The following is a 25,888-nucleotide window of genomic DNA, read 5'->3' on the forward strand; positions in this document are numbered from 1 at the left end:
ATGATGGACTGGACGGACCGGCATTGCCGGGTCCTGCACCGGACGCTGAGCCGCCGGGCGCTGCTCTATACCGAGATGGTGACGACGGGCGCGGTGCTGCACGGCGACCGGGCGAGGCTGCTGGGCTTCGATCCGGCGGAGCATCCGGTGGCGCTGCAACTCGGCGGCTCGGAGCCCGCGGACCTGGCGGAGGCCGCGAGGATCGGGGAGGCCGAGGGCTATGACGAGATCAACCTCAACGTCGGCTGTCCGTCCGACCGGGTGCAGTCGGGCCGCTTCGGGGCCTGCCTGATGCGCGAGCCCGAGCTGGTGGCCGAGTGCATGGCCGCCATGGGCCGGGCGGTGAAGGTCCCGGTGACCGTGAAGTGCCGCATCGGCGTCGACGACCAGGACCCGGAGGAGAGCCTGTTCACCCTGGTGGACCTCTGCGCCACGGCGGGCGTCACCACCTTTGTCGTCCATGCGCGCAAGGCGTGGCTGAAGGGCCTCTCGCCCAAGGAGAACCGGGACGTCCCGCCGCTCGACTATCCGCTGGTCTGGCGGCTGAAGCGCGAGCGGCCGGAGCTGACCATCGTCATCAACGGCGGCGTGGCGTCGCTGGACGAGGCGGAAGAACACCTGCGCCACGTGGACGGCGTGATGCTGGGGCGGGCCGCCTACCACACGCCCGACCTCCTGGGAGACGTGGACGCCCGCATCTTCGGCGAGGACCGGCGCGTGAACCCGTTCCAGGCGGTGGAGGCCTATCGCGAGTATATCGCGCGACAGCTCGCGGCCGGGACGCACCTGGCGGCGATGACCCGGCACATGCTGGGCCTGTTCCACGGCGTGCCGGGCGCCCGGGCCTGGCGGCGCATCCTGACGGTCGAGGGCGTGAAGGCGGGCGCGGGGCTGGAGGTCATCGACCGCGCGCTGGCGGCCATCTCAGGGCTCGAGGAACAGCGCCTCGCGCGTGGCCTCGAACCGGGCCAGGCGGCCTAGGTAGGTCATCCCGAGCAGCGAGGTGTCGAGGCCCTTCTCGATGACCAGGGCCTGCACGTCGTCGAGCCGGGCGCCCGCCACCGACACCGACGAGAGCGTCACCGCCGCCGCCCGCGAGCGGCCGCCGGCGGTGGTCACGCCATAGGCGTAGTCGAGGTCCTGCGGCCGGAATCCCAGCCGTTCGGCGTCGGCCGGGGTGAGCGCCACGGCCGTGGCGCCCGTATCGACGAGGAAGCGGACGGGTTCGCCGTTCACCTCGCCCGCGGCCCAGAAATGCCCGTCGGGACCCTTGCGGACCGACGCGGCTGGGGCTTCGGCCGGAGGCGGCCCGAACGCGGGAACCTCCAGCCGCGCCACGCGCAGGGGCTGGGGCGCGAAGGCCAGGACGGCGCTGGCGCTGAGCGCGGCCGACGCGCTCGCCACCATCGTCACCGCCGCATGTCTGCCCAGGGTGGACACGGTCCGGGTCGCTCGCAAACGGGGCCCTTCGGCCCAGGGAAGCGCGGAGCCTAAGCCCGCCACCGTTTGCAAGCGGTGAATCAGAGGATGCCCAGCTTCTCCGGTCGGATCAGGCTTCGGCGGGACGGCAGTTCAGCCATGATCCGCTCGCGCTCGGCCTCGGACAGCCTCGCCCATGCGGCCACCTCGTTCAGGCGCCGGTAGCAGCCGAGGCAAAGGCCGCTCTCGCCGTCGACGACGCAGACCTTAACGCAGGGAGTCTTGATCGGGGCGGGGGGCGCGCTCATCCGGGCAGAGCGTAGGTGACGTTGGCCTGGGCCGCCAGCCGCTCGGGCCCCTCGGTCCAGATCCGCACGTCGCACGTGGCCAGCCGCCGGCCCAGGCGCAGCATCTCGGCCTCGGCGTGCAGGTCGCCGGGCTTGGCCCCACGCAGGAAATTCATGGCGAGCTGCGAGGTCACGGCCATGAGCTGGTCGCCCACATGGGCGAGGACCAGGGCGTAGGCCGCGGTGTCGGCGAGGCTCATCAGCGTGGGCCCCGAGATCACCCCGCCCGGCCGCAGGAGGCCCTCGCCGTAGGGGCGCACGATGCGCACGCGTCCAGGCGACACCAGCGTCACCTTCGGGCCGCCGTCGCCGATGCCGGGAAAGGCCCGTTCCAGCAAGGCGTTGACCTGGTTCGCATCGAGCAGCGGCGTGGGCGTGGTCATGCCGCCTTGTGACGCGTTCTGCGCGATCATTACAAGCGGTTTATGTTCACATGTAACGTAACAGTATCATTGCAAATTATTCATCAGCAAATACTGTTCATTGCAGCTTCTTCATTTGAGTTCGATCGAGGCGGAGATCACCTTCCGGGCGAATTTCGAAGGGAGAATTCAGATGAAATTCGCCGCCATCGCCCTTGCCGCCGCCAGTCTCGCTGCTGCGGGAACCGCCGTCGCCGCCGGCCGCGTCACCGACGTGGACTACCTGCGCGCCAGCCGATGCAAGGGGCTCGCCGAGGGGCTGCCCGGCGTCATCGACAGTCAGGCCCTGGACGCCTACCTGAAGATGGCCGACGGCCAGCGTTCGGCGGTGATCCATGACCGCGCCGAAGGCGAGGTGGATCGGGCCAGGCGCCAGGCCCGCAGCGAGGACCGCAAGGCCCGCCTGACCGCCGAGCTCACCGGACCCTGCCAAGCCTACCTGGGCGAACCGTCCAGCATGGCCAAGCGCTGACGCCCGAACCTCTCAAGTCTGTCGCCTAGTCTCTCAAGGCCCACTCCAGGCAGATTTGCCGGCGCGCCCGCTCCGATCCCGGCGGGCGCGCTTTTTCCTTGCCTGAACGGCGGTGGAACCGCAGGTCAGGCCAGGACTTTCGACTAGCGCGGCCTTAAGCCTGGCCGTGGGGGCGCAAGGACGCGGATGACGGTCTTCTTCCCGGGCGAGACGTGCTGGCGGACGGCGCGGGCGGACCGCGTCGCGTTCCTGATCGACACCGAGGCCTACTTCACGGCCGTCTTCGAGGCCCTTCACAAGGCGCGTCGTTCCATCCTGCTTCTGGGCTGGGGATTCGATCCGCGCACGCGGATGTTCCCCGACGGCTACGACGGCCCGGCCGACCCGGACGAGGTGGGGCGCATCCTGCTCAAGCTGGCGGCCGAGCGGCCCGAGCTCGACGTGCGCCTGCTGATCTGGAAGTCGGCCCTGCCGATCAGCGCCAGCCAGGAGTTCTTCCCCCATAAGGCGCGGCGCTGGTTCCGCGGCAGCCATGTGAAGTTCCGCCTGGACGACCAGGTGCCCTTCGGGGCGTGCCACCATCAGAAGGTGCTGGTGATCGACGACCGCCTGGCGTTCTGCGGGGGCGGCGACATCTCGGTGGACCGCTGGGACACGCCGGGCCACCTGGAGGAGGACCCGCGCCGGATCATGCCGGACCAGGCCTATCACCCGCCGCGGCACGAGGTGATGACCATGGTCGACGGCGAGGCCGCCCGGGCCCTGGGCGACCTTTTCCGCGACCGCTGGCGGGCGGCCGAGAAGGACCCCATCGAACCGCCGCCGGACGCCGGCGGCGACCCCTGGCCCGATCATGTGCCGCCCCACCTGATCGGCGCGGAGGTCGCGATCGCGCGCACCCTGCCGGCCTGGCGCAAGAAGCCGATGGTGGGCGAGATCCGGTCGCTCACCCTGACCTGCATCGCCGAGGCGAAAAAGACCATCTACCTGGAGAACCAGTACTTCACCTCGCCGCTCGTCACCGAGGCCCTGGCCGCGCGGCTGGCCGAGCCGGACGGGCCCGAGGTGGTGCTGGTCACCACCGGCCGCTCGCCGAGCTGGTTCGACCAGCTCACCATGGACCAGGCTCGCGGCTCCATGGTCTGGCGCCTGCGCGCCGCCGACGTGTTCGGGCGCTTCCGGGCGTTCTATCCCCGCACCTCGGCGGGCTCGAACATCATCGTCCATTCCAAGGTCAGCGTGTTCGACGACCGGATCGTCCGCGTCGGCTCGGCCAACCTGAACAACCGCTCCTTCGGCTTCGACACCGAGTGCGAGATCGGAGTGGAATGCGACGAGCCGACCGCCCGGCTCAACGTCTCGGCCTTCCGCGACCGGCTCGTGGGCCACTTCCTGGGCGTGACCGGCGATGCGGTGTCCAAGGCCCGCGCCGAGCAGGGGAGTCTCGCCGCGGCCATCGATGCGCTGAACCGCGACGGCCGGCTGGCCCCCGTCGATCGCGCGCCCAGGTCGCGCCTCGGGGAATTCATCTCGACCTACCACGTGGGCGACCCGGCCGACGTCAGCGATTCCTGGCGCCTGGGCCGCCGGCGCGAACGGCTGTTCCGCCAGGCCCGCGAGCTGGCCGAGCGCAAGCTCGACTAGGGTCTCAGCCGAGGTCGAAATCCATCACCAGGGGCAGGTGGTCCGACGCCACCCGCGTCAGGGGCTCGAACGGCGCGAACACGTCCCGCACCTCGATGCCCGGCGAGACGAACACGTGGTCGATCCGCAGCACCGGCAGGGGCGAGGGGAATGTCGAGGTGGGCGTCCTTCGCCGCGCCAGCCGCCGGGCCGGCTGGAGCCTGGCCGTGAGCGTCCGGTAGACGACCGAGCTGGCCGTGGCGTTGAAGTCGCCCAGCAGGATGGCGGGCCAGACGCAGTCGGGATGGCCCAGCCAGGCCGAGCCCGTCAGGTGCGCGGCCTGTACCTGCTGCTCGCGCGGCACGAGGCCAAGGTGGGTGTTGATGATCTGCACCGGCCGGCCGTCGACCTCGACCTCGACCCACAGCGCGCCGCGGGGCTCCAGGGCCGTCATGCGCGGATGGCCGGGCAGGGGGCCGACCTTCACCAGCCGCTCGGGATAGGCGGTGAGGATGGCGTCGCCGTAGCGCTCCTCCTCCACCGTGAACGCCGGATGGAAGTGGCTGACCATCTTCAGCCGCTCGGCGATCTCGTGGGCCTGATCGACGTAGTTGGTCCGCCGCCGGCCGACGTCCAGCTCCTGCAGCGCCACGATGTCGGGATTGAGCGCGGCCAGCACCGCGGCGATGCGCGGCACGTCCAGCCGGCGGTCGTTCCCGACGCAGCGATGGACGTTGTAGGTGACGATGCGCGGCATGAGGGCGGCAAGGTCTGACCCCGAACCGCGGCGAAGGCAAGGCGGAGGAACTTCACCCGCGGCCGGCGGACGCCTGTGGCCCAAAGTGAACAGCGATCAGCTATATGCTTCCGTTGACGTTAGCGTCACCTTTGCAAGGCTGCTGGAGCGCGCGTATAGGGTCGCTCAATTACGGCGTAAGCCAGCCAGGGAGACGGCCATGAACCTCGACTTCACCCCCGAAGAAAACGCCTTCCGCGAAGAGGTCCGGGCCTTCATCAAGGAGAACTACCCCGCCGCGCTGCGCAAGGCGCAGGACGAGGGCCGCCCGCTGACCAAGGAGGAGTACCTCCTGTGGCACAAGGTGCTGGCCAAGAAGGGCTGGGTGGCGCCGGGCTGGCCGAAGGAGCTGGGCGGCACGGGCTGGACGCCGACCCAGAAGTACATCTGGTCGGAAGAGACCGCGAAGGCCGACTGCCTGCCGACCCTGCCGTTCGGGCTCTCGATGCTGGCCCCGGTGCTCTACACGTTCGGCACCGACGAGCAGAAGAAGAGGTTCCTGCCGGGCATCTACAACGGCGACGTCTGGTGGTGCCAGGGCTACTCCGAGCCGGGCGCCGGCTCCGACCTCGCGAGCCTCAAGACCCGCGCCGAGCGGATCACCGCCGACGACGGCAAGGAGTACTACATCGTCAACGGCCAGAAGACGTGGACGACGCTCGGCCAGTTCGCCGACTGGGGCTTCTTCCTGGTGCGCACCGACCCCGACGCCAAGCCGCAGTCGGGCATCTCGTTCCTGCTGATCGACATGAAGACGCCGGGCATCACGGTGCGGCCGATCATCACGCTGGAGGGCGGCCACGAGGTCAACGACGTCTTCCTCGACAACGTGAAGGTGCCGGTCGAGAACCGCATCTTCCACGAGAACCAGGGGTGGACCTGCGCCAAGGCGCTGCTGGCGCACGAGCGCACCGGCATCGCCGGCGTGGCCCGCTCGAAGCGGAACCTGGAGAAGCTGCGCAAGATCGCCGGCACCGAGCGCTCCGACGCCGGCGGCGCGCTGATCGGCGACGCCTTCTTCCGCCGCAAGGTGGCCGAGCTGGAGATCGACCTGACGGCCCTGGAGTTCACCGAGCTGCGCACCCTGGCCGGCGAGTCCAGCGGCAAGGGCCCGGGCCCGGAAAGCTCGATCCTGAAGATCAAGGGCACCGAGATCCAGCAGCGCCTGCAGGAGCTGGCGCTGGAGGCGGTGGGCCACTACGGCGCGCCGTTCCTGCGCGACCTGCGCGGCTCAAACGTCACCGTTGGGCCGGACTACGCCGAAGGCCTGGCGGGCGAGATGTTCAACGGCCGCAAGACCTCGATCTACGGCGGCTCGAACGAGATCCAGCGCAACATCATCGCCAAGATGGTGCTGGGCCTCTAAGCCTCATCGACATTCGTAAATCAGAAGAATTTCAAGACGGAGCAAGCGCCGTGGATTTCAGCTTCACCGAAGAGCAGTCGATGCTCCGCGACACCGTCGCGAGCTACCTGGCCGACAACTACGACATCGACAAGCGCCGCGCGGCGGTGGCCAGCGACGCCGGCTGGCGTCCGGCCGTGTGGAAGGCGTTCGCCGAGGAGCTGGGCATCCTGGGCGCGCCGTTCTCGGAGGAACTGGGCGGCCTGGGCGGCGGCGCCATCGAGAACATGATCGTCATGGAGGAGTTCGGTAAGGCGCTGGTCGTCGAGCCCTACCTGGGCACGGTGGTCATCGGCGGCGGCTTCCTGAAGCATTCGGGCCACGCGCAGGCCGCCGACCTGATCGGCGGCGCGATCGCGGGCGAGAACATCTTCGCCTTCGCCTACGCCGAGCCGCAGGGTCGCTACAACCTGGCCGACCTGACCACCACGGCCAAGAAGGACGGTTCGGGCTGGGTCCTCAACGGCCAGAAGGCGGTCGTCATCGGCGCGCCGTGGGCCACGCACCTGTTCGTCACCGCCCGCACCGCCGGCGGCCAGCGCGACGCGCAGGGCGTCTCGGTGTTCCTGGTGGCCAAGGACGCCAAGGGCGTCACCACCCGCGACTATCCGACCGTCGACGGCTTCCGCGCCTCGGAGGTCTATTTCGAGAACGTCCAGCTTCCCGCCGAGGCGCTGGTGGGCCCGGCCGACCACGGCCTGCCGCTGGTCGAGAAGGTGGTGGACGAGGCCATCGCCGCCACCTGCGCCGAGGCCTGCGGGGTGCTGCGCCGTCTGCAGGAAGGCACCGTCGAATACACCAAGCAGCGCAAGCAGTTCGGCGTGCCGATCAGCTCTTTCCAGGTGCTGCAACACCGCATGGTCGACATGTTCATCAACCTCGAGCAGTCGATCTCGATGACCTACATGGCCAACATCAAGCTGGGCGACGACGCCGAGCGGGCCAAGGCGGTCTCGGCCGCCAAGGTGCAGATCGGCAAGGCCTGCAAGTTCGTCGGCGAGAACGCCATCCAGCTGCACGGCGGCATGGGCATGACCGACGAGATGGCCATCGGCCACTACTTCAAGCGCGCGACCATGATCCAGAGCGCGTTCGGCTCGGTGGACCACCACCTGGCCCGCTACGAGTTCCTGAGCCTGGGCCAGGCGGCCTAGGTCTTGGGCAAGGAGGCCCACGTCCGCGCGGTCCTGGCCGCCGGCGCGGACGAGGGGCGCCTGCGGTACGAGGCGGCGAAGCTGGTCTTCCGCGGCCGCGAGCGGCGCGTCTTCGAGGGCGAGGCGCTCGCAGGCCTGCGAGCCGAGGGCGTCGACCTCGTTCTGGCTGACGGTTCGCGCTTCGCGCTGGGGGAGAGGGCGGCGAACAGCTGGGTCGAGGCGATCCTCAACCCCAAGACGCGCCTCGACAAGATCGGGGTGAAGGCCGGGATGCGTTGCGCCGTCATCGGCGTGGACGATGCGACCTTCACCACCGAGCTTGGGGAGAAGGGCGCTGTTCCCGTCCCCGAGTTGAAGGACCTCGACCTCCTGTTCTACGCGGCCGACAGCCAGGCCGAACTGGGCCGCATCCCCGACCTGATCCCGGCGCTCGCGCCCGGCGGCGCCCTCTGGGTCGTCTCGCGCAAGGGCAAGGCGGCCCCCCTCAAGGACGTCGAGGTCATGGCCGCCGCCAAGGCCGCCGGCTTGGTGGACAACAAGGTGGTGGGCTTCTCCGACACGCTCACCGCTCTGCGGTTCGTGCGCAGGCGGACCTAGGGGAAGCATTGCCCCGGAGCCGCTCCGGCCCTAACCGGAAAGCGCAATGTCTCTCCGCGACTTCGGACTGTTGGCCCTGGTGTGCCTGTTCTGGGCTTCGAACAACATCGTCTCGAAGTATGTGATCGCGACCCTGGGCGTGCCGCCGCTGTTCTACGCCGCGGTCCGGTTCGCGATCGTCGCGCTGGCGGTCTTCCCGTGGCTGTTCCCCATGCCCCGGCCGGCCTGGCGGCTGGTCACGGTGGCGCTGCTGATGGGCGGCGGCAACTTCGCCCTGCTGTTCATGGGCCTGCAGACCGCGACGCCGTCGGCGGTGGCGGTGGTCAGCCAGGTGGGCGTGCCGATCACCACGCTCCTGTCGATGCTCATGCTCGGCGAGCGGATCCGCTGGCGGCGGGCGGTCGGGATCACCCTGACCCTGGCCGGCGCGCTGCTCGTCATGTGGGAGCCCGGCGGCTTCGCCGTCTCGCCCGGCCTCATGTTCATCGTTGCGGCGGCCTTCGCCGGCTCTCTGGGCGCGGTGATGATGAAGCAGATGGAGGGCGTGAAGCCGCTCCAGTTCCAGGCCTGGGTAGGGCTGGCCTCGGTGGCGCCGCTCGCCTTGCTGTCGGCCGTCTTCGAGCCCGGTCAGGTCGAGGCGGGCCTTCGGGCGGGCTGGCAGTTCTGGGTCGGCGTGGTCTATTCGGCCCTGGTCATCTCGGTGGGCGCCCACACGCTCTATTACGGGCTGATCCAGCGCTACGAGGCGAACCTCATCTCGCCGTTGACGCTGATGACGCCGCTGGCCACCATCGCGCTCGGCGTGGCGATCCTGGGCGACCCGTTCGGACTGCGGATGGCCATCGGCACGGCGGTCGCCCTGGCCGGCGTCCTGATCATCGCGCTCCGCCGCAATCAGGTGATGCCGCTGCTGCTCGCCGTCTGGAACCGATCCCAATGACCTTCATCGAGGCGCCGTCGCCCAACTTCGACGCCCGCACCGTCCCGCCGGACATGATCGTGCTGCACTACACGGGGATGCCGACAGGACAGGAGGCGCTGGACCGCCTGCGCGATCCCGAGGCCAAGGTCTCGTCCCACTATCTCGTCGAGGAGGACGGGCGGGTGTTCAGCCTCGTGCCCGAGGCGCGGCGGGCGTGGCACGCGGGCGTCTCGTTCTGGAAGGGCGAGCGCAACGTCAACGGGACCTCCATCGGGATCGAGATCGTCAATCCCGGCCACGAGTTCGGCTATCGGCCGTTCCCGGACGCCCAGATCGCGGCGGTGATCGACCTAGTGGCCGACATCCGCGGCCGGTGGACCATCGAGGACGGCAAGATCGTCGGCCACTCCGACGTCGCCCCGGGCCGCAAGATCGATCCGGGCGAACTGTTCCCCTGGAAGCGGCTGGCGCAGGCCGGCCACGGCCTCTGGGCCGAGGCGCCTCCCGCGCCGGGCGCGCCGATCGGCGAGGGCGAGGAGGGGGCGGCCGTCTTCGCCCTGCAGGCGGGGCTCACCCGCCTGGGCTACGATTTGCCGCCCTCGGGCAAGTTCGACGCCGACACCACGACGGTGGTCAGCGCCTTCCAGCGCCACTGGCGGCCCGAGCGGGTGGACGGGATCGCCGACGGCGAGACCCGGGCGCGGCTGATCGCGCTCCTGCGGCTCTCGGCTTGACCGGCCCGCGCCGGAGGACCATCTCTCCGGGCGGATCAGACGGCCGGGCGGTCGCGGCTCTCTCCTCACGGGGCGGGTCGAGGAAAGTCCGGGCTCCACGACGGCATGGCGGCGGGTAACGCCCGCCGGGGGCGACCCCAGGGAAAGCGCCACAGAAAGCAAACCGCCCCGGCCTCGGCCAGGGTAAGGGTGAAAGGGTGGGGTAAGAGCCCACCGGGTCGCTGGCAACAGAGGCCGCATGGCAAGCCCCGCCAGGAGCAAGACCGAATAGGGATCCCGCGCCGGCCAAGTCCCTCTGGGGAAACTGGCCGGTAGGGCCGTCGTCGGCCCGAGGGGTCCGGGTAGGTCGCGAGAACCGGCCCGCGAGGGTCGGTCCAGAGGAATGATCGCCGCGCTCCGCTTCGGCGGGGCGGCACAGAACCCGGCTTATAGGCCGTCTGATCCGTTCGCCCTCAGTTCAGTCACGCCACATGCACCCACATTGGTTAACGAGTTCCATGTATGTTCTGTGGAAAACTAATAACCGTTAACCATACTTGGCGCCGACACCTTTGATTTCGCCTGAAAGAGTCATTCAGAGTCATTGTGTCCCAATTAATCCCATGATACCCCAATCAAGGTCTCGCTAACCAAATCCGCGTTGGGGCGGCGCGGGGGTTGCGAGGGTGGAGCGGCCGTTTCCGGCTGCGGGCAGGGGCTTTGGGCGAGATGTTTCTCTCGACCTTCGAGAAACAGCTGGACGCCAAGCGGCGCATCGTCGTGCCGCAGGAATTCCGCGCGCTCGCCGCCGGCCCCTTCGACGGCGTCTTCTGCTTCCCCTCGATCGAGGCCGACTGCATCGAGGGCGGCGGCAAGGCCCTGTTCGACCGCTACAACGGCGTCATCGAGGAGCTCGAGTTCGGCGATCCCCTGCGCTCGGCCCTGGAGACCTCGGTGCTGGGCGGCATGGCCCGGCTGTCGTTCGACACGGCCGGCCGGATCACCCTGCCGGAAAATCTCTGCGACATGTTCGGCCTGACCGACTGGGTCGTGATCGTCGGCATGGGCGACCGTTTCCAGATCTGGGAGCGCGACGCCTTCAACGTCCACCGCGCCGCCCAGCGCGACCTCGCCCGCCAGGGCCTCGCCCAGCTCCGCGCCCAGCAGCGCGCCGCCAAGGTGGCGGGAGGCGCGGGATGAGCGCCCCGCACGTCCCCGTCCTGATGAACGAGGTCGTGGACGCGCTCGCCCCCGCGCCCGGCCAGACCATCGTCGACGGCACCTTCGGCGCCGGCGGCTACACCCGCGCGATCCTGGCGACCGGCGCCTCGGTCATAGCCTTCGACCGCGACCCCACGGTCCGCCGCTTCACCGAAGGTCTGCCGGGGGATCGCTTCCGCCTCGTCGAGGCCCGTTTCTCCGAGATGGACGAGATCCTGGGGGAGGGCGTGGCCGACGGCGTGGCGCTCGACCTGGGCGTCTCGTCCATGCAGCTCGACCAGGCCGAGCGCGGCTTCTCGTTCATGCAGGACGGGCCGCTGGACATGCGGATGGGTGCGAGCGGCCCGACCGCCGCCGACCTCGTGAACGACGCCGACCCGGCCGAGTTGGCGCGCATCTTCTTCGTCTATGGCGAGGAGCGAGAGAGCCGCCGCATCGCCCGGGCCATCGCCAAGAGACGCGAGGAGCGGCCCTTCACCCGCACCCTGGAGCTCGCCGAATTCATCGAGAAGTCGCTGGGCGGCCGGCGCGGGGCCAAGATCCATCCGGCGACCCGGGCCTTTCAGGGCCTTCGTATCGCCGTGAACGAGGAGCTTTCCGAACTGGAGGCGGGTCTCGTCGCCGCCGAGCGCGTGCTCAAGGCGGGCGGGCGGCTCTGCGTCGTCACGTTCCATTCGCTGGAAGACCGAATCGTGAAGAGCTTCCTGGCGGTGCGAGCGGGTAGAACGCCGACGGGATCGCGCCATGCGCCGCCCGTCCGACAAGGCCCGGCGCCGAGCTTCCGGCTCCTGTTCAACGGGGCCCGCGGGCCCACGGAAGCGGAGGTGGCGGCCAACCCCAGAGCCCGCTCGGCGAAGCTGAGGGCGGCCGTGCGCACCGACGCGCCGGTCTGGAGGGAAGCGGCATGAGCCTGCTCGACCGTCGCGTTCGCGGGTTCCGGCTGGTGGACCTGGTGGGCCTGAGCCTGCTGGTGGCGCTGATCCTGGGCGTCTACCTGGCCAAGACCATGGCCGGGCGCGAGCGGGCCGAGATCGCCCGTGTCGAACGCCAGATCTCGGTGGAGAAGGCCCGCATCCGCCTGCTTCAGGCCGAGGTCGCGCACCTGGAGCAGCCGGGCCGCATCGAGCGCCTGTCGGTGACCTATCTTAAGATGGAGCCGGTGACGGCCGGGCGTGAGGCCACCGTCGACCAGATCATCGACCTCGCCCGGTCCGGGCCGCCCAAGAAGGAGAAGGCGCCGTCGGTCGTGGCCGCCATGGTCAACGGCGGCGACGCCATCCCGGGCGTGCCGCCGCCCCCGCCGCCCGAGGCCCAGCCGCTGCGCGTCGCCGAGGCCGGGCGATGAGCCTGGGCCAGCAGACCTTCGGCGGCTCGACCGTCTCGCGCTGGCTCAAGGCGCGGGTCTGGGGGCTGGAGCACGCCTTCGAGCGCGCCCGCGCATCCGGCAAGGCCGAGGACGACACGCGCCTGCGCATCTTCTTCGTGCTTGCGCTCTTCGCGTTCGGCTTCGTCACGCTCGCCATCGGGGCGACCCGGGCGGCGCTGTTCTCGGACGCGGCCCGGGCCGATGGCCGCCTCGCGCCGATCGGCGCTTCGCGGGCCGACCTGGTTGACCGCAACGGCATGCTGCTGGCGGCCGACCTGCTGCACTACGGCCTCTACGTCGATCCCCGCGAGATCTGGGACGCCGACGAGACCCGCCGTTCGCTGCTGGCCGCCCTGCCGAACCTCGATCCGCAGCGGCTGGAGCGGGCGCTGCGCGGCCAGCGCCGTATCTTCGTCCTGGGCGCCCTGACGCCCGAGGCGCGCAACCGGGTCCACGACCTGGGCCTGCCCGGCGTCAGCTTCGAGCCCGAGCAGCGGCGCGTCTATCCGCTGGGTCCGACCGCAGCCCACATCATCGGCTTCGCAGATTCCGGCGGCGAGGGCGTGTCGGGCGCCGAGGCGGCGCTGAACGAGGACATCCGCGCCGCCGCGGCCGGCCAGGTGCCGCTCTCCATCGACCTGCGGGTCCAGGGCGCGTTGGAGGACGAGCTCTGGAAGGCCGTGCACGAGTTCACGCCCAAGGGCGCCGTGGGCCTGGTGACCGACGTCCACACCGGCGAGATCCTGGGGATGGCGAGCTGGCCGGTGTTCGATCCGAACAATCCGGGCAAGGCCGGCGTCTACGCCCAGACCAACCGCGCCGCGGCGACCGTCTTCGAGATGGGTTCGACCTTCAAGGCGTTCACCGTCGCCATCGGCCTCGACAGCGGGGTGGCCACGCCCGATTCCACCTTCGACGCCACCCAGCCCTTCAAGCTGGGCTACCGGACGATCCACGACTACCATGCCGCCCGGAAGGTGCTGACGCTGGTGGAGGTGTTCCAGCACTCGTCCAACATCGGCACCGCCAAGCTGGCCGTCGGCATCGGTCCGCAGCGGATGGGCAAGTATTTCAACGACCTGGGCCTGACGAAGCCCGCGCCGATCGAGCTGATCGAGACGGCCCGGCCGCTGACGCCCAAGAAGTGGGACGAGGACGCGGTGGCCTCCACCTCGTTCGGCCACGGCATCAACGTCACGCCGCTGGCGCTCGCCCAGGCCTACGGCGCCATCCTGAACGGCGGCCGGCGGATCCCGCTGACCATCCGCAAGAAGGAACCGGGCGCGCCTGTCGACGGTCCCCGGGTGATGTCCGAGCGCACCTCGCTGCAGATGCTGTCGATCATGCGCGCCAACGTGGCGGGCGAGGCCGGCAGCGGCCGCTCGGCCAACATCCCTGGCCTGTCGGTGGGCGGCAAGACCGGCACCGGCGAGAAGTACGACCCGGCCATTCGCGGCTACAACCACCAGCGCCAGGTCTCGTCGTTCGCGGCCGTGTTCCCGACCAGCGGCCCCATCGAGGCCAAGCGCTACTTCGTGCTGATCCTGCTGGACGAGCCGCACGGCACGGCTCGCAGCGCCGGCTACGCCACGGGCGGCTGGGTCGCCGCGCCGGCCGCCGGCCGGGTCATCGAGCGCATCGCCCCGTTCCTCGGCGTGGCGCGCCAGCCCGAGATCGCCGAGGTCGCCGTCGCCGCCGCGCCGTCGGGGGAGGGCCAATGATGCGCCTGTCTCAGATCGTCAAACGCGACCTCGCCGCCGATCCGGAGATCGCCGGCGTCACCGCCGACAGCCGCAAGGTGAAGCCGGGCTTCCTGTTCGCCGCCCTGCCGGGGAGCAAGGCGGACGGGGCGGCCTTCGCCGCCGGCGCGGTCGAGGCCGGCGCCGCCGCGGTGATCGCCGAGCGGGATCTGGGCCTCGCCGTCCCGACCATCGTGGCCAAGGACCCGCGCCGGGCCTATGCGCTCGCCGCTTCGGCGTTCTGGGGCCGCCAGCCCGAGGTCTGCGTCGCGGTCACCGGCACCAACGGCAAGACCTCGGTCGCCAACTTCTGCCGCCAGATGTTCGCCCACGCGGGCCGCACCTCGGCCAGCATGGGCACGCTGGGCGTCACCGTCTCGCGCCCCGACGGGACCAACGACCAGATCACTCCGCCCGGCCTCACCACGCCCGACGCCGGCGACGTGGCCGAGCTGCTGGCCAGGATCGCCGGCATGGGCGTCACCCACTTCGCCATGGAGGCCAGTTCCCACGGCGTGGATCAGCGGCGCCTGGATGGCGTTCGGCTGGCGGCGGCGGGCTTCCTGAACCTGACCCAGGACCACCTCGACTACCACGGCACCATGGAGGCCTACCGGTCGGCCAAGCTGCGCCTGTTCGAGGAACTGCTGCCCCGGGGCGGGGTGGCGGTGCTGAACACCGACTCCGAGGCCTTCCCGGCCTTCGCCGCGGCCGCCGCCATCGCCGGCCAGACGGTGATGACCGTGGGCGAGGCGGGCCACGACCTGAAGCTGGTCAAGCGCGACCTGCTGCCCGAGGGCCAGCGGCTGATCATCGCCGCCCGGGGCGTGACCCACGACGTGCGCCTGCCGCTGGCGGGCGGCTTCCAGGCCTCCAACGCCCTGGTGGCGGCGGGGCTGTGCCTGGCGGCCGGCCTCAGCCTCGAGGAGGTGTTCGCCGGCCTTGAGGCGTTGCAGGGCGCGCCGGGCCGGCTGCAGCGCGTGGGCCAGGGCCCGCGCGGCGGCGAGGCCTATGTGGACTACGCCCACACCCCCGACGGCCTGGAGACCGTGCTGAAGGCGCTCAGGCCCCACGTGCGCGGCAAGCTGGTCGTGGTGTTCGGCGCCGGCGGCGACCGCGACCGGGGCAAGCGTCCGCTGATGGGCAGGGTGGCGGCCGAGTTCGCCGACGTGGCCATCGTCACCGACGATAACCCCCGCTCGGAGGTTCCGGCCGCGATCCGCGCGGAGGTGCTGGCCGGGTGCCCCGGCGCGAAGGAGATCGGCGACCGGCGCGAGGCGATCCGGGCCGGCGCGGCCATGCTGTCGGACGGCGACATCCTGGTGGTGGCCGGCAAGGGCCACGAGCAGGGCCAGATCGTGGGCGGGGTGACCCATCCCTTCGACGACGTGACCGAGACCGCCCAGGCGCTGGAGCTGGTGCATGGCTGAGCCGCTCTGGACCTCGGAGGAGATCGCGCGCGCCGTGGGCGGCAAGTCCGCGGGGGCGGCCTTCGCGGCGACCGGCGTCTCCATCGACACCCGCACCGTCGAGCCGGGCGACCTGTTCGTGGCCCTTGCCGGCGTCCGCGACGGCCACGAGTTCGTGGAGCAGGCCTTCGAGAAGGGGGCGGCGGGCGTCCTGGCCTCGCGCCAGGTGTTCGGGCCGGCGGTGATGGTGGAGGACACCTTCGCCGCGCTCGAGAAGCTGGGCGTCGCCGCGCGCGATCGGGCCCCGCAGGTCCGCCGGGGGGCCGTGACCGGCTCGGTCGGCAAGACCAGCGTCACCCAGGCGATCATGGCGGGCCTGACCCTGGCCGGCCCGGCGCACGCATCGGTGAAGTCCTACAACAACCACATCGGCGTGCCGCTGACGCTCGCCCGGATGCCGAGGGGCGCCGAGCGCGCGGTCTTCGAGATCGGCATGAACCACGAGGGCGAGATCCGGCCGCTGACGAGGATGGTGCGCCCGCACGCCGTGGCGATCACCACCGTGGGTCCCGTCCACACCGAGAACTTCCCTGACGGCGAGGCGGGCGTGGCCCGGGCCAAGGCCGAGATCTTGGAAGGGCTGGAGCCTGGCGGCGTGGCGGTGCTGAACGCCGACAACCGCTGGTTCGAGTTCCTGAAGGGCGAGGCCCTGAAGGCGGGCGCCGAGGTGCGCACCTTCGGGACGGGCGAGGGCTGCGACGCGCGCCTGATCGACTTCCAGGTTCCGGCCTCCCACGCCGTCGTCCAGGCGCGTCTGCACGGCAAGGCGCTGGACTTCCCGATCCTGCAGACCGGGCTCCACTGGGGCCTGAACAGCATGGCCGTGCTGCTGATGCTTGAGGCCCTGGGCGTCGACCTGGACGATGGCCTGGCGGCGCTGGGCTCGTTCGAGCCGCTGGCAGGGCGGGGGGCCGAGACCGAGGTTCGGGCCGAACGCGGCGCCTTCACCCTGATCGACGAGAGCTACAACGCCAACCCGATCTCCATGGCCTCGGCCATCGCCACCCTGGGCGGGCGGCCGGCGGCGGGGCGGCGGATGGTCGCGCTGACCGACATGCTGGAGCTGGGCCCCGAGGCCCAGGCCTTCCACGCCGGCCTCGCCGGGCCGCTGGAGAAGGCCGGGATCGATCTCGTCTTCTGCGCCGGCCCCCTGATGAAATCCCTGTGGGACGCCCTTCCGCCGACTCGGAGAGGCGGGTACGCCGATACGGCGGCCGAACTCGCGCCGCAGGTCGCGCAGGCCGTAGAGCCGGGCGACGTGGTGATGGTGAAGGGGTCGAACGGGTCGAAGGCGTCCGCCGTGGCGGCCGCGCTGAAGGCGCTCGACCGGGGTTCGGGGGAGGCGGCCTGATGTTCTACTGGCTGTACGAACAGTTCGCGGCCTCGGGCTACGTCCCGATCCTGAACCTGCTGAAATACCAGACCTTCCGCACCTTCCTGGCCCTGTTCACGGCGCAGTTCGTGGTGGTGGCCCTGGGCTCGCGGTTCATCCGCTGGATGCAGGCCAAGCAGGGCAAGGGCCAACCGATCCGCGCCGAGGGCATCGAGCGCCACGTGATCGAGAAGGCCGGCACGCCGACCATGGGCGGGGTGATGATCCTGGCCGGGCTGCTGGTCGGCACGCTGCTGTGGAGCGACCTCTCGAACGTCTATGTCTGGGCCGTGGTGCTGGTGACGGCGGGCTACGGCCTGCTGGGCTTCACCGACGACTACGCCAAGGTGACGCGCCAGACGACCGCCGGCGTCTCGGGCAAGCTCAGGCTGGCGCTGGAGGCGGGCATCGCCATGGCCGCGGTGGCCCTGATCATCGCCTTCGCCCAGAAGCCCGCCGAGACCCCGGAACTGCTGACCTCGGTCACCTTCCCGATCTTCAAGCAGTACTTCCTGGACCTGAACTGGTTCTACCTGCTGTTCGGGGCCTTCATCATCGTGGGCGCGGCCAACGCGGTGAACTTCACCGACGGGCTGGACGGCCTGGCCACGGTGCCGGTGATGATCGCCGCGGCCGCCTACGGCCTGATCGCCTACCTGGTCGGCAACTTCATCTTCGCCAACTACCTGCAGCTCCACCACGTCCCGGGCGTGGGCGAGATCGCGGTGTTCTGCGGGGCGCTGATCGGCTCGGGCCTGGGCTTCCTCTGGTACAACGCCCCGCCGGCCAAGATCTTCATGGGCGACACGGGCTCGCTGGCCCTGGGCGGGGCGGTGGGCGCGGTGGCGGTCGCCACCCGCCACGAGATCGTGCTGGCGATCATCGGCGGCCTGTTCGTGGCCGAGACCCTGTCGGTCATCGTCCAGGTCGCCTGGTTCAAGCGGACCGGCCGGCGCATCTTCCTGATGGCCCCGATCCACCACCACTTCGAGAAGCTCGGCTGGTCGGAATCGACCGTGGTGATCCGCTTCTGGATCGTCGCGATCATGCTGGCCCTCCTGGGCCTCGCCACCCTCAAGCTGCGGTAGGGGAGGGTTTAGCGAGCGCCATGATCCCCGTCCTGGGCTTCGAAGGCAAAACGGTCGCCGTGTTCGGCCTCGCCCGCACGGGCCTGGCCGCCGCGCGCGCGCTGGTCGCCGGCGGAGCCAAGGTGGCGCTGTGGGACGACAAGGCCGCCGCCCGCGAGGCCGCCCAGGCCGAGGGCTTCGAGTTGACCGACCTGACCACGGTCGACTGGAGCGAGTTCGCCGCCCTGATGCTGTCTCCGGGCGTGCCGCTGACCCATCCCGCGCCGCACTGGACGGTGGAGAAGGCCCGCACCGCCGGGGTGGAGATCGTCGGCGACGTCGAACTCTTCGCCCGCACGGTGAACGCCAGCCCGGAGCACAAGCGGCCGAAGATCGTCGCCATCACCGGCACGAACGGGAAGTCCACGACGACGGCGCTGGTGGCCCACATCCTGTCCGAGGCCGGCCGCGACGTGCGCATCGGCGGCAACTTCGGCTACGGGATCCTCGGCCTGGAAGACATGCACGGCGGCGCGGTCTACGTGCTGGAGCTGTCGTCCTACCAGCTCGACCTGACGTCCAGCCTGCACGCCGACGTCACGGTGATCCTGAACATCTCGCCCGACCATCTGGAGCGGCACGGGACGATGGAAAACTACGTGGCCGCCAAGCGCCGCATCCTGCTCAACCAGGGCAAGGGCGACACGGCGGTCATCGGCGTGGACGACGCCTGGGGCCAGCGGATCTGCACCGAGATCACCGCCGCCAACCGCCGCACCATCGTGCCGGTCTCGGCGTCCAAGGCCATGAGCCGGGGCGTCTATGCGCTGGACGGCCTGCTCTATGACGCCACGGGCGAGCGCGCCCAGGAAGTCGCCGACCTGAAGCGGGCCCGCTCGCTGCCGGGCCGCCACAACTGGCAGAACGCCGCGGCCGCCTACGCCGCCGCCAAGGGCTTGGGCGTCGGCGGCGATGAAGCCGCCCAGCACCTGATGACCTTCCCGGGGCTCGCGCACCGCATGGAGACCGTCGCCGTGCTCGGCAAGGTGCGGTTCGTCAACGACAGCAAGGCCACCAACGCCGACGCCGCCCGCCAGGCGATGTCGAGCTATCCGAAGTTCCGCTGGATCGCCGGCGGACTGCCGAAGACCGGCGGCATCGACAGCCTGGCCGACCTCTTCCCGCGCGTCGAGAAGGCCTACCTCGTGGGCGAGGCGGCCCCCGCCTTCGCAGAGACGCTGAAGGGCAAGGCCGAGGCGGTGCAGAGCGGAACCATCGAGGCCGCCGTCCAGGCCGCCTACGCCGACGCAAGGGCCAAGGGCGAGGACGCGATCGTCCTGCTCTCGCCCGCCTGCGCATCCTTCGACCAGTTCCCCGACTTTGAAGCCCGGGGCGAGGCGTTCCGCGCCGCCGTCCAGCGCCTCGCCAACGGTCAGGCGGACGCCGCATGAGCCACGCCTCCCAGGCCCACGCCTTCCCGCGCTCGGACCGCTCGGCCCTCGGCATGTGGTGGTGGACCGTCGACCGCTGGATGCTGGGCGTCGTGGGCCTGCTGATCTTCATCGGCGTCCTGATGTCGTTCGCCGCGAGCCCCGCGGCCGCGGCCCGGATGAACGTGGGCGACCCGTTCCACTTCGCCGTCCGCCAGTGCGTCTTCGCGGTCGGCGCGACCGTGATCCTGATCAGCGTATCGATGCTGGACACAAGGGGGGTACGAAGGGCCGCCTTCTTCATCTGGGCGGCGGCCATAGCGGTGATGATCGCGCTTCCGTTCATCGGCCACAACGCCAAGGGGGCGACCCGGTGGATCGAGTTCGCCGGCTTCACCTTCCAGCCGTCGGAGTACATGAAGCCCGCCCTGATCATCCTGGTCGCCTGGATGTTCGCCGAGGGGCAGAAGGGCCAGGGCGTGCCAGGCGTCTCCATCGCCTTCGGGCTCTACGCCGTCTCGGTGGCCCTGCTGCTGATCCAGCCGGACGTCGGCCAGACGGTGCTGATCACGGTCGCCTTCGGGGCGGCGTTCTGGATGGCGGGCGTGCCGCTGTCGTGGGTCATGCTGCTGGGGGCCATGGCGATCGCGGGCCTGTCGTCGACCTACTTCCTGTTCCCGCACGTGGCGAGCCGGGTGGACCGCTTCCTCTCCCCCGACAAGGCCGATACCCACCAGGTGGACCGGGCGGCCGAGGCCATCGCGGCCGGCGGCTTCTTCGGCCGGGGTCCCGGCGAGGGCGTCATGAAGCGCCACGTGCCCGACCTGCACACCGACTTCATCTATTCGGTGGGAGCCGAGGAGTACGGCCTGATCTTCAGCCTGCTCCTGATCTCGCTGTTCGCCTTCGTGGTGATCCGCGGCCTCTACCGGGCCATGAAGCTGTCGGACCCGTTCGAGCAGGTGGCCGCCGCCGGCCTCTTCGTGCTGGTCGGCCAGCAGGCGATCATCAACGTGGCCGTGAACCTCAACCTCATCCCGACCAAGGGCATGACCCTGCCTTTCATCAGCTACGGCGGCTCGTCCATGATGGCCATGGGCCTGACCCTGGGCATGGCGCTGGCCCTCACCCGCCGCCGTCCGGGCGCCTACACTCCCACCGAAGGGCTCGCCAAGGCGGGCGCGTTCGCCTAACCCTCGGGTTGCATGCGTAAGATCGCCGTCGTCGCCGCCGGGGGCACCGGAGGCCACCTCTTTCCCGCCCAGGCCCTGGCCGAGACCCTGATCTCGCGTGGCTGGAGCATCGTGCTGGCCTCGGACGAGCGGGTCGCCGGCTTCGCCCAGGACTTTCCGGCCGAGCGCCGCATCGGCCTCTCCGCCGCCACCTACCGGCCGGGCGACCCCGTCGGCATGATGCGGGCGGGCTTCGCTGTCATGCGCGGCGCCCTGCACGCCCGGGCCGCCTTCCGCGAGATCGGGCCGAACGTGGTGGTGGGCTTCGGCGGCTATCCCTCGGCCCCGGCCCTGGTGGCGGCGATCCTCGATCGGCGCCCGACCGTGATCCACGAACAGAACGCGGTGATGGGCCGGACCAATCGGCTGCTGGCCCCGCACGTGCGCACCGTGGCCTGCGCCTTCCCGACGCTGAAGAAGGCCCCCGAGAAGGTGGCCGGCCGCGCGGTCGTGGTGGGCAATCCCGTCCGTCCGCCGATCCGGGCCCTGGCCGACGTCGCCTACGTCCCGCCCGAACCCGACGGGCCGATCCGACTGCTGATCACCGGCGGCAGCCAGGGCGCACGCCTGCTCTCCGAACTGGTGCCCGAGGCGGTGAAGGCCCTGCCCGAAGACCTGCGCCGGCGCCTCGTCGTCCAGCAGCAGACCCGCGCGGAATCCATGGCCACGGCGCGCCGCGCCTATCAGGACGCGCTGGTGGACGCCGAGATCGCCCCCTTCTTCCGGGACATGGCCAGCCGCCTGCGCGACGCCCACCTGGTCATCGGCCGGGCCGGAGCGGGCTCGGTCTGTGAGTTCGCCGTCGCGGGCAAACCATCGATCCTGGTGCCTTTGGCCATCGCCCTGGACGATGACCAGGGCCAGAACGCCAAGCTGCTGGCCGACGCCGGCGGCGCCGAGATCGCCCGCGAGCACCAGCTCACGGTGGATTCCCTGGCCGGCGCCCTGGAGAAGCTGCTGACCAATCCGGCGAGGCTGGCCCGCATGGCCGCCGCCGCCCGCTCGGTGGCCATCCCCGACGCCGCCGAACGGCTGGCCGACGTGGTGGAGCAGACCGCGCGCGCAGGCTAATCCAGAACCCCGTAGACCACGGTGTCGCCGCCGACGACGTGATGGCCCTTCACGACGCCATAGACCTTGGCCCTGCCTTCGACGACGGCGTCGCCCGAGACTTCGCCGTGGACGGCGGCCGATCCCCGGACGCGGGCCCGGCCGCTGACGGTCCCGTAGACCTGGGCGTCGCCGCTGACTTCGGCGTCCTCGAAGGCCAGGGAATCGCCATGCAGCCAGCATGCGCCCTCCTGCGAAAGGTTGGCTTCGGACTCCACGAAGCCGCCCGTCCGGCCGTCCAGCCCTCGGATGCGACGGACCACGACGCCGGCGACGGTCCTCGTCTCACTGGTGATCTCGTACTTCACGCGGGGCCTCCCTTCCCTGAGAGCGATGCATAGAGCGCGTCGGTGATCGGCGTGTCCGGGGCGTAGGCCTTCTCGAACGCGTGGTAGCCGGGCATGGGGTTCACCTCGATGAGCACGGGGCCGTCGGCGGTCTCGATGACGTCCGCCCCGCAGAAGCGCAGCCCTTCCCGGGCCGCGACCCGCGCGAGGTCGCGGACCAGGTCCCGGGGGACGGGCGCCGGTCGGAAGGGCGCGGAGCCATCGCGGCGGTAGTCGGCCCCGGCGGGCGCGATGCGGACGCCGAAGGCCGCGCCGTCCAACACGTGGACCCGCAGCTCCGGTCCTTGGAGCCGCGTCTGAACCAGGACCGGTCCCTGGACACCAGCCTCCGGCGCGTCGTCCTGCGGGATGACGTAGGTGGGCAGGGCGCTGCAGTTCTTCAGGATGGTTCCCGCCGCCGCGGGCAGGCCCAGCAGGACCTGGCTGGGTGGCGGTGGCAGGCCTGGCGCGCCGACGGCGGCGATGGCGGCCACATGCCACGGCTTGCACCAGTTCGTGCTGGCCGCTTCCGGGCGGATGACGTTGGCGTGGCCCTCGGACATCGCCCGGACCAGGGCGCTGGCGTGGGTCCAGGCGAGCCCGCCCCGCCAGTCCTCACGCAGGTAGAGCCCGGAGGCGCGGGCCACCGCATCCGCGAAGGCGTCCGGCGCGAGGGCGGCCTCCACGAGGTCCTCGAAGGTGAGCCAGCGAACGGCCCGGCCGAGGCCGCGGCTGGTGAGGAAGAAGTGGCGGGCCGTCGGATCGCCCGCCGGGCTGACCGCCAGCGGGGCCTGGGCGGGCGCCTCCAGCCGATCCGCGAGCGGCGGGGCGGGTTCCGCGTTCCTCGCGCGGGCGGCGCGCTCGCGCCAGCCGGGCTCGAAGGGGGAGGTCATGCGACCAGCAGGTCGGCGACGGCCTCGACCAGCCGCTCGCCGTGTGGCGCCTCGAGGTGGTGCAGCGGGAGGAAGGGCGAAACCGACCAGATCACCGGCGCGCCAAGGAACGAGAACAGGATCTCGCCATAGTCGAGGTTCATCGCCGCCCTGACCTCCGCGACCAGCGCCGCCAGTTCCGTCCGTGCCCCGGCAGGGGGTTCGACCGGCGTCAGTCCATCGCCGTCCTGGCGGAGCAGCGCGAACGTGTCGCCCGCGAAGGCGCAACTCACCCAGGCCCCGGCCGGCGCGCCGGCGGCTATGGTCGGGAGGCCGTCGCCATCCGCATCGGGGTCGTCGCCCAGCCTCAGTTCGGGATCGAACAGCCGGACGACGGCGACCTCGCCGGCGGCGGGCGCCGCTCCGGGCGGGAGCAGGCGCCAGGAGGAGTGCGGAAGCCTTGCCTTGCCGAGGATCGCCCATTGCTCGGGCAGCGACATGACGTAGGCGCAGACCCCGCCCTGCCGCGGCCGGTTCAGGCAGTTCGGGCGCATCAACCTTATGAAGCCCGCCAGGGCGACGGCCTCATGGCTCGCAAATGCTTCCGCGTCCAGCGGGCCAGGCTCGGCCAGCGAGCCGTGGATGTCGTCCATCTCCACGGCGCTCCCCTGGCCGGCGGGCCTGATCCAGCCTCCGCCGTCGGGCGCCGCCGAAACCGCGGCGGTTCCGCCCGCCAGGGCTTCGACCGTGGTGGCCAGGGGGTGCGCGCCGCGCCGGGCCAGCGCCGCCGCCAGGCGCGCCAGAAGCGGCGGCCTGACGTCGAGGAGAAGGGTCTGCGTCCTCCGGGCCGTCGGACCTATAACGGCGCCCTGGACTTGAGGCTGACCGCGTTCGCCCGGGCGCCGGGATCCTGCGCCACCAGCTTGGCGGCTTCGTCCTCGTCGCGCACCGACAGCACCAGGTGCGTCGCGCCGTCGGCCGTGCGGGTCACCGAGTCCAGGAGCCCGTAGGCCTGGACGGCTTCCCAATAGACGTTGCTGGCCTCGATGACGCCGGGGTCCGCGGCGCGCGATGGGGAGAGTTCGACCCTGACGAACTTGCGGCCGATTCCCTGCGCCCGCGGGTCGAAGGGCCCGGCTGGAATGCCCAGCGCGTCCATCGCCGCCAGCCGGCCGCAATCGTCCTTGCCCTCCTTACCTTCCTTGCCGTCCTTGGATTCCTTGCCGTCCTTGCCGATTAGAGACATGAGCTCCTCCCGTTGAACGGCGTTATTCAACTCCTAATGGGAATGCGCCGCAAGGCGTCGTAATGCGTGTGTTCGGCGCGGTGGAGCGCGGCCGCAGGTTGGCCGTTCCGGAGCGGAGCAAGATGCGGTAGCACCACCCCATGAACCGCCGCCCCGTCCCCTTCGAGATCGGTCCCGTCCACTTCGTCGGCATCGGGGGCATCGGCATGAGCGGCATCGCCGAGATCATGCTGCGCACGGGCTATCAGGTGCAGGGCTCGGACGCGAAGGCCTCGGCCAACACCGAGCGGCTGGAGAGGCTGGGCGCGAGGATCTTCATCGGCCACGACGCGAAGAACGTCGAGGGCGCCTACGCCATCGTCTATTCGACGGCGGTCAAGCCCGACAATCCCGAGATGGTCGAGGGCCGGGCGCGGCGCCTGCCGCTGGTCCGCCGGGCCGAGATGCTGGCCGAGCTGATGCGCCTGCAGTTCTCGATCGCGGTGGGCGGCACCCACGGCAAGACGACCACGACCTCGATGGTCGCCGCCTTGCTGGACGCCGGCGGCCTGGACCCCACCGTGGTCAACGGCGGGATCATCAACGCCTATGGCACCAACGCCAAGGTGGGCGCCGGCGACTGGATCGTGGTCGAGGCCGACGAGAGCGACGGCACCTTCCTGAAGCTCAAGTCCACCTGCGCCATCGTCACCAACATCGACCCCGAGCACCTGGACCACTACGGCGACTTCGACGCCGTGAAGAAGGCCTTCCAGGACTTCGTGGAGAACATCCCGTTCTACGGCTTCGCGGCGGTGTGCATCGACCACCCCGAGGTCCAGGCCATGGCCGCCCGGGTCGAGAACCGCCGCCTCGTCACCTATGGCGTGAACCCCCAGGCCGAGGTCCGGGCCCACAACATCCGCATGGGGCCCGAGGGCGCGCGCTTTTCGGTGGTGATCCAGCCCAGGGACGGCGGCTTCGTCTCGTACGACGACCTGCTCTTGCCCATGGCTGGTCAGCACAACGTCCAGAACGCGCTGGCCGCCATCGCCGTGGCCCGCGAACTGGGCGTGCCGGCCAAGGCCATCCGCGCGGGGCTGGCCGGGTTCGGCGGGGTGAAGCGCCGGTTCACGACCACGGGCGTGGCGAACGGCGTGCGCGTGGTGGACGACTACGGCCACCATCCGGTGGAGATCGCCTCGGTGCTGAAGGCCGCCCGCGCGGTCAGCGAGGGCAAGGTGATCGCCGTAGTCCAGCCGCACCGGTACACGCGCCTGCGCGACCTGTTCGACGAGTTCTGCGCCTGCTTCAACGACGCCGACACGGTGGTCGTGGCCGACGTCTACGCGGCGGGCGAGGCGCCGCTGGAGGGCGTCAGCAAGGACAGCCTGGTCGAGGGCCTGCGCCGCTACGGCCACCGCCGCGTGCTGCCGCTTTCGGAGCCCGCCGCCCTGCCGGCCCTGGTGCGCCAGGAGGCCAAGCCGGGCGACCTGGTGGTGCTGTTGGGCGCGGGCGACATCACGAGCTGGGCCTACGCCCTGCCGGGCCAGCTAGAAGCCCTCGGCGAAGCCGCCGAATGAGCCGGC

27 protein-coding genes and 1 other RNA gene are annotated in these 25,888 nt (G+C 70.7%); 20 read left to right on the forward strand and 8 right to left on the reverse strand.

Annotated features, from left to right (window positions below):
* Nucleotides 1-981, forward strand: a 981-nt coding sequence (dusA, locus tag ACK4TT_RS04095) for a tRNA dihydrouridine(20/20a) synthase DusA (protein ID WP_410212499.1), incomplete at its 5' end; no start/stop codon positions are given.
* On the opposite strand, the gene ACK4TT_RS04100 is transcribed toward dusA, so the two are convergent.
* From ACK4TT_RS04100 to ACK4TT_RS04110, 3 genes are all read right to left on the reverse strand, one after another.
* Nucleotides 925-1,440, reverse strand: coding sequence for a TIGR02281 family clan AA aspartic protease (locus ACK4TT_RS04100; protein ID WP_409634137.1), 516 nt, complete (start codon nucleotides 1,438-1,440; stop codon nucleotides 925-927). The genes dusA and ACK4TT_RS04100 overlap by 57 nt on opposite strands.
* Nucleotides 1,441-1,520: 80 nt before the next feature.
* Entirely contained in the window at nucleotides 1,521-1,727 is a 207-nt protein-coding gene (locus ACK4TT_RS04105; RefSeq protein WP_409634140.1) for a DUF1289 domain-containing protein, read from the reverse strand.
* A complete protein-coding gene (locus ACK4TT_RS04110) occupies nucleotides 1,724-2,149 on the reverse strand; it encodes a PaaI family thioesterase (RefSeq protein ID WP_409634143.1) in 426 nt (141 codons plus the stop codon). Before ACK4TT_RS04110 ends, ACK4TT_RS04105 begins: the two co-directional genes overlap by 4 nt.
* Before the next feature lie 172 nt (nucleotides 2,150-2,321).
* On the opposite strand from ACK4TT_RS04110, the gene ACK4TT_RS04115 reads away from it, so the two are divergent.
* Together ACK4TT_RS04115 and ACK4TT_RS04120 are read left to right on the forward strand one after the other, a co-directional pair.
* Nucleotides 2,322-2,660 carry a hypothetical protein gene (locus ACK4TT_RS04115; protein ID WP_409634146.1) on the forward strand — a complete coding sequence of 113 codons (339 nt, stop codon included), beginning with the start codon at nucleotides 2,322-2,324 and terminating at the stop codon, nucleotides 2,658-2,660.
* Nucleotides 2,661-2,846: 186 nt separating this feature from the next.
* Nucleotides 2,847-4,304, forward strand: coding sequence for a phospholipase D-like domain-containing protein (locus ACK4TT_RS04120; RefSeq protein WP_409634149.1), 1,458 nt, complete (start codon nucleotides 2,847-2,849; stop codon nucleotides 4,302-4,304).
* 4 nt (nucleotides 4,305-4,308) lie between these two features.
* Here ACK4TT_RS04120 and ACK4TT_RS04125 read toward each other — a convergent pair whose 3' ends face one another.
* Nucleotides 4,309-5,040: an endonuclease/exonuclease/phosphatase family protein gene (locus ACK4TT_RS04125; RefSeq protein WP_409634152.1), complete on the reverse strand. Its 732-nt coding sequence runs from the start codon at nucleotides 5,038-5,040 to the stop codon at nucleotides 4,309-4,311.
* Nucleotides 5,041-5,239: 199 nt separating this feature from the next.
* On the opposite strand from ACK4TT_RS04125, the gene ACK4TT_RS04130 reads away from it, so the two are divergent.
* The 16 genes from ACK4TT_RS04130 to murG all read left to right on the forward strand — a co-directional run bounded on the left by ACK4TT_RS04130 (nucleotide 5,240) and on the right by murG (nucleotide 21,837).
* Entirely contained in the window at nucleotides 5,240-6,445 is a 1,206-nt protein-coding gene (locus ACK4TT_RS04130; RefSeq protein WP_409634155.1) for an acyl-CoA dehydrogenase family protein, read from the forward strand.
* Nucleotides 6,446-6,495: 50 nt separating this feature from the next.
* Complete coding sequence (locus ACK4TT_RS04135; RefSeq protein ID WP_409634158.1) at nucleotides 6,496-7,638, forward strand: acyl-CoA dehydrogenase family protein; 1,143 nt, start codon at nucleotides 6,496-6,498, stop codon at nucleotides 7,636-7,638.
* A 3-nt stretch (nucleotides 7,639-7,641) separates the two neighbouring features.
* On the forward strand, nucleotides 7,642-8,235 hold the full coding sequence (locus ACK4TT_RS04140) for a DUF3052 domain-containing protein (protein ID WP_410212500.1): 594 nt from the start codon (nucleotides 7,642-7,644) through the stop codon (nucleotides 8,233-8,235).
* A gap of 46 nt (nucleotides 8,236-8,281) precedes the next feature.
* Nucleotides 8,282-9,175 carry a DMT family transporter gene (locus ACK4TT_RS04145; protein ID WP_409634164.1) on the forward strand — a complete coding sequence of 298 codons (894 nt, stop codon included), beginning with the start codon at nucleotides 8,282-8,284 and terminating at the stop codon, nucleotides 9,173-9,175.
* Complete coding sequence (locus ACK4TT_RS04150) at nucleotides 9,172-9,891, forward strand: N-acetylmuramoyl-L-alanine amidase (RefSeq protein ID WP_409634167.1); 720 nt, start codon at nucleotides 9,172-9,174, stop codon at nucleotides 9,889-9,891. The genes ACK4TT_RS04145 and ACK4TT_RS04150 overlap by 4 nt, the downstream gene beginning before the upstream one ends.
* A 35-nt stretch (nucleotides 9,892-9,926) precedes the next feature.
* An RNA gene (gene rnpB / locus ACK4TT_RS04155) (RNase P RNA component class A) lies at nucleotides 9,927-10,336 on the forward strand.
* Nucleotides 10,337-10,599: 263 nt separating this feature from the next.
* Nucleotides 10,600-11,070 carry a division/cell wall cluster transcriptional repressor MraZ gene (locus ACK4TT_RS04160; RefSeq protein ID WP_409634170.1) on the forward strand — a complete coding sequence of 157 codons (471 nt, stop codon included), beginning with the start codon at nucleotides 10,600-10,602 and terminating at the stop codon, nucleotides 11,068-11,070.
* Nucleotides 11,067-11,999, forward strand: coding sequence for a 16S rRNA (cytosine(1402)-N(4))-methyltransferase RsmH (gene rsmH, locus ACK4TT_RS04165; protein ID WP_409634173.1), 933 nt, complete (start codon nucleotides 11,067-11,069; stop codon nucleotides 11,997-11,999). The genes ACK4TT_RS04160 and rsmH overlap by 4 nt, the downstream gene beginning before the upstream one ends.
* Nucleotides 11,996-12,436, forward strand: a complete 441-nt coding sequence (locus tag ACK4TT_RS04170) for a cell division protein (protein ID WP_409634176.1) — start codon at nucleotides 11,996-11,998, stop codon at nucleotides 12,434-12,436. Before rsmH ends, ACK4TT_RS04170 begins: the two co-directional genes overlap by 4 nt.
* On the forward strand, nucleotides 12,433-14,178 hold the full coding sequence (locus ACK4TT_RS04175) for a peptidoglycan D,D-transpeptidase FtsI family protein (RefSeq protein WP_409634179.1): 1,746 nt from the start codon (nucleotides 12,433-12,435) through the stop codon (nucleotides 14,176-14,178). Before ACK4TT_RS04170 ends, ACK4TT_RS04175 begins: the two co-directional genes overlap by 4 nt.
* Complete coding sequence (locus tag ACK4TT_RS04180; RefSeq protein WP_410212501.1) at nucleotides 14,175-15,626, forward strand: UDP-N-acetylmuramoyl-L-alanyl-D-glutamate--2,6-diaminopimelate ligase; 1,452 nt, start codon at nucleotides 14,175-14,177, stop codon at nucleotides 15,624-15,626. Before ACK4TT_RS04175 ends, ACK4TT_RS04180 begins: the two co-directional genes overlap by 4 nt.
* Nucleotides 15,619-17,016, forward strand: a complete 1,398-nt coding sequence (murF, locus tag ACK4TT_RS04185) for a UDP-N-acetylmuramoyl-tripeptide--D-alanyl-D-alanine ligase (RefSeq protein ID WP_409634185.1) — start codon at nucleotides 15,619-15,621, stop codon at nucleotides 17,014-17,016. Before ACK4TT_RS04180 ends, murF begins: the two co-directional genes overlap by 8 nt.
* Nucleotides 17,016-18,125 (forward strand): phospho-N-acetylmuramoyl-pentapeptide-transferase, encoded by a 1,110-nt coding sequence (gene mraY, locus ACK4TT_RS04190; RefSeq protein WP_409634188.1) that lies wholly within the window; start codon nucleotides 17,016-17,018, stop codon nucleotides 18,123-18,125. The genes murF and mraY overlap by 1 nt, the downstream gene beginning before the upstream one ends.
* 20 nt (nucleotides 18,126-18,145) lie before the next feature.
* Nucleotides 18,146-19,555: a UDP-N-acetylmuramoyl-L-alanine--D-glutamate ligase gene (gene murD, locus ACK4TT_RS04195; protein ID WP_409634191.1), complete on the forward strand. Its 1,410-nt coding sequence runs from the start codon at nucleotides 18,146-18,148 to the stop codon at nucleotides 19,553-19,555.
* Nucleotides 19,552-20,727, forward strand: coding sequence for a putative lipid II flippase FtsW (gene ftsW, locus ACK4TT_RS04200; RefSeq protein ID WP_409634194.1), 1,176 nt, complete (start codon nucleotides 19,552-19,554; stop codon nucleotides 20,725-20,727). The genes murD and ftsW overlap by 4 nt, the downstream gene beginning before the upstream one ends.
* A gap of 12 nt (nucleotides 20,728-20,739) precedes the next feature.
* Nucleotides 20,740-21,837 (forward strand): undecaprenyldiphospho-muramoylpentapeptide beta-N-acetylglucosaminyltransferase, encoded by a 1,098-nt coding sequence (gene murG / locus ACK4TT_RS04205; protein WP_409634196.1) that lies wholly within the window; start codon nucleotides 20,740-20,742, stop codon nucleotides 21,835-21,837.
* On the opposite strand, the gene ACK4TT_RS04210 is transcribed toward murG, so the two are convergent.
* The 4 genes from ACK4TT_RS04210 to ACK4TT_RS04225 all read right to left on the reverse strand — a co-directional run bounded on the left by ACK4TT_RS04210 (nucleotide 21,834) and on the right by ACK4TT_RS04225 (nucleotide 24,320).
* A complete protein-coding gene (locus tag ACK4TT_RS04210) occupies nucleotides 21,834-22,184 on the reverse strand; it encodes a hypothetical protein (protein ID WP_409634198.1) in 351 nt (116 codons plus the stop codon). The genes murG and ACK4TT_RS04210 overlap by 4 nt on opposite strands.
* Nucleotides 22,181-23,095 carry a RimK family alpha-L-glutamate ligase gene (locus ACK4TT_RS04215; RefSeq protein ID WP_410212502.1) on the reverse strand — a complete coding sequence of 305 codons (915 nt, stop codon included), beginning with the start codon at nucleotides 23,093-23,095 and terminating at the stop codon, nucleotides 22,181-22,183. Before ACK4TT_RS04215 ends, ACK4TT_RS04210 begins: the two co-directional genes overlap by 4 nt.
* Nucleotides 23,092-23,727 (reverse strand): hypothetical protein, encoded by a 636-nt coding sequence (locus ACK4TT_RS04220; RefSeq protein ID WP_409634204.1) that lies wholly within the window; start codon nucleotides 23,725-23,727, stop codon nucleotides 23,092-23,094. The genes ACK4TT_RS04215 and ACK4TT_RS04220 overlap by 4 nt, the downstream gene beginning before the upstream one ends.
* Before the next feature lie 203 nt (nucleotides 23,728-23,930).
* Entirely contained in the window at nucleotides 23,931-24,320 is a 390-nt protein-coding gene (locus ACK4TT_RS04225; RefSeq protein WP_409634207.1) for a hypothetical protein, read from the reverse strand.
* Between the two features lie 140 nt (nucleotides 24,321-24,460).
* On the opposite strand from ACK4TT_RS04225, the gene murC reads away from it, so the two are divergent.
* Nucleotides 24,461-25,882, forward strand: a complete 1,422-nt coding sequence (gene murC / locus ACK4TT_RS04230) for a UDP-N-acetylmuramate--L-alanine ligase (RefSeq protein WP_409634210.1) — start codon at nucleotides 24,461-24,463, stop codon at nucleotides 25,880-25,882.
* The last annotated feature ends 6 nt before the right edge of the window (nucleotides 25,883-25,888 follow it).

The organism is Phenylobacterium sp. (assembly GCF_046463815.1).
Taxonomy (GTDB): domain Bacteria; phylum Pseudomonadota; class Alphaproteobacteria; order Caulobacterales; family Caulobacteraceae; genus Phenylobacterium.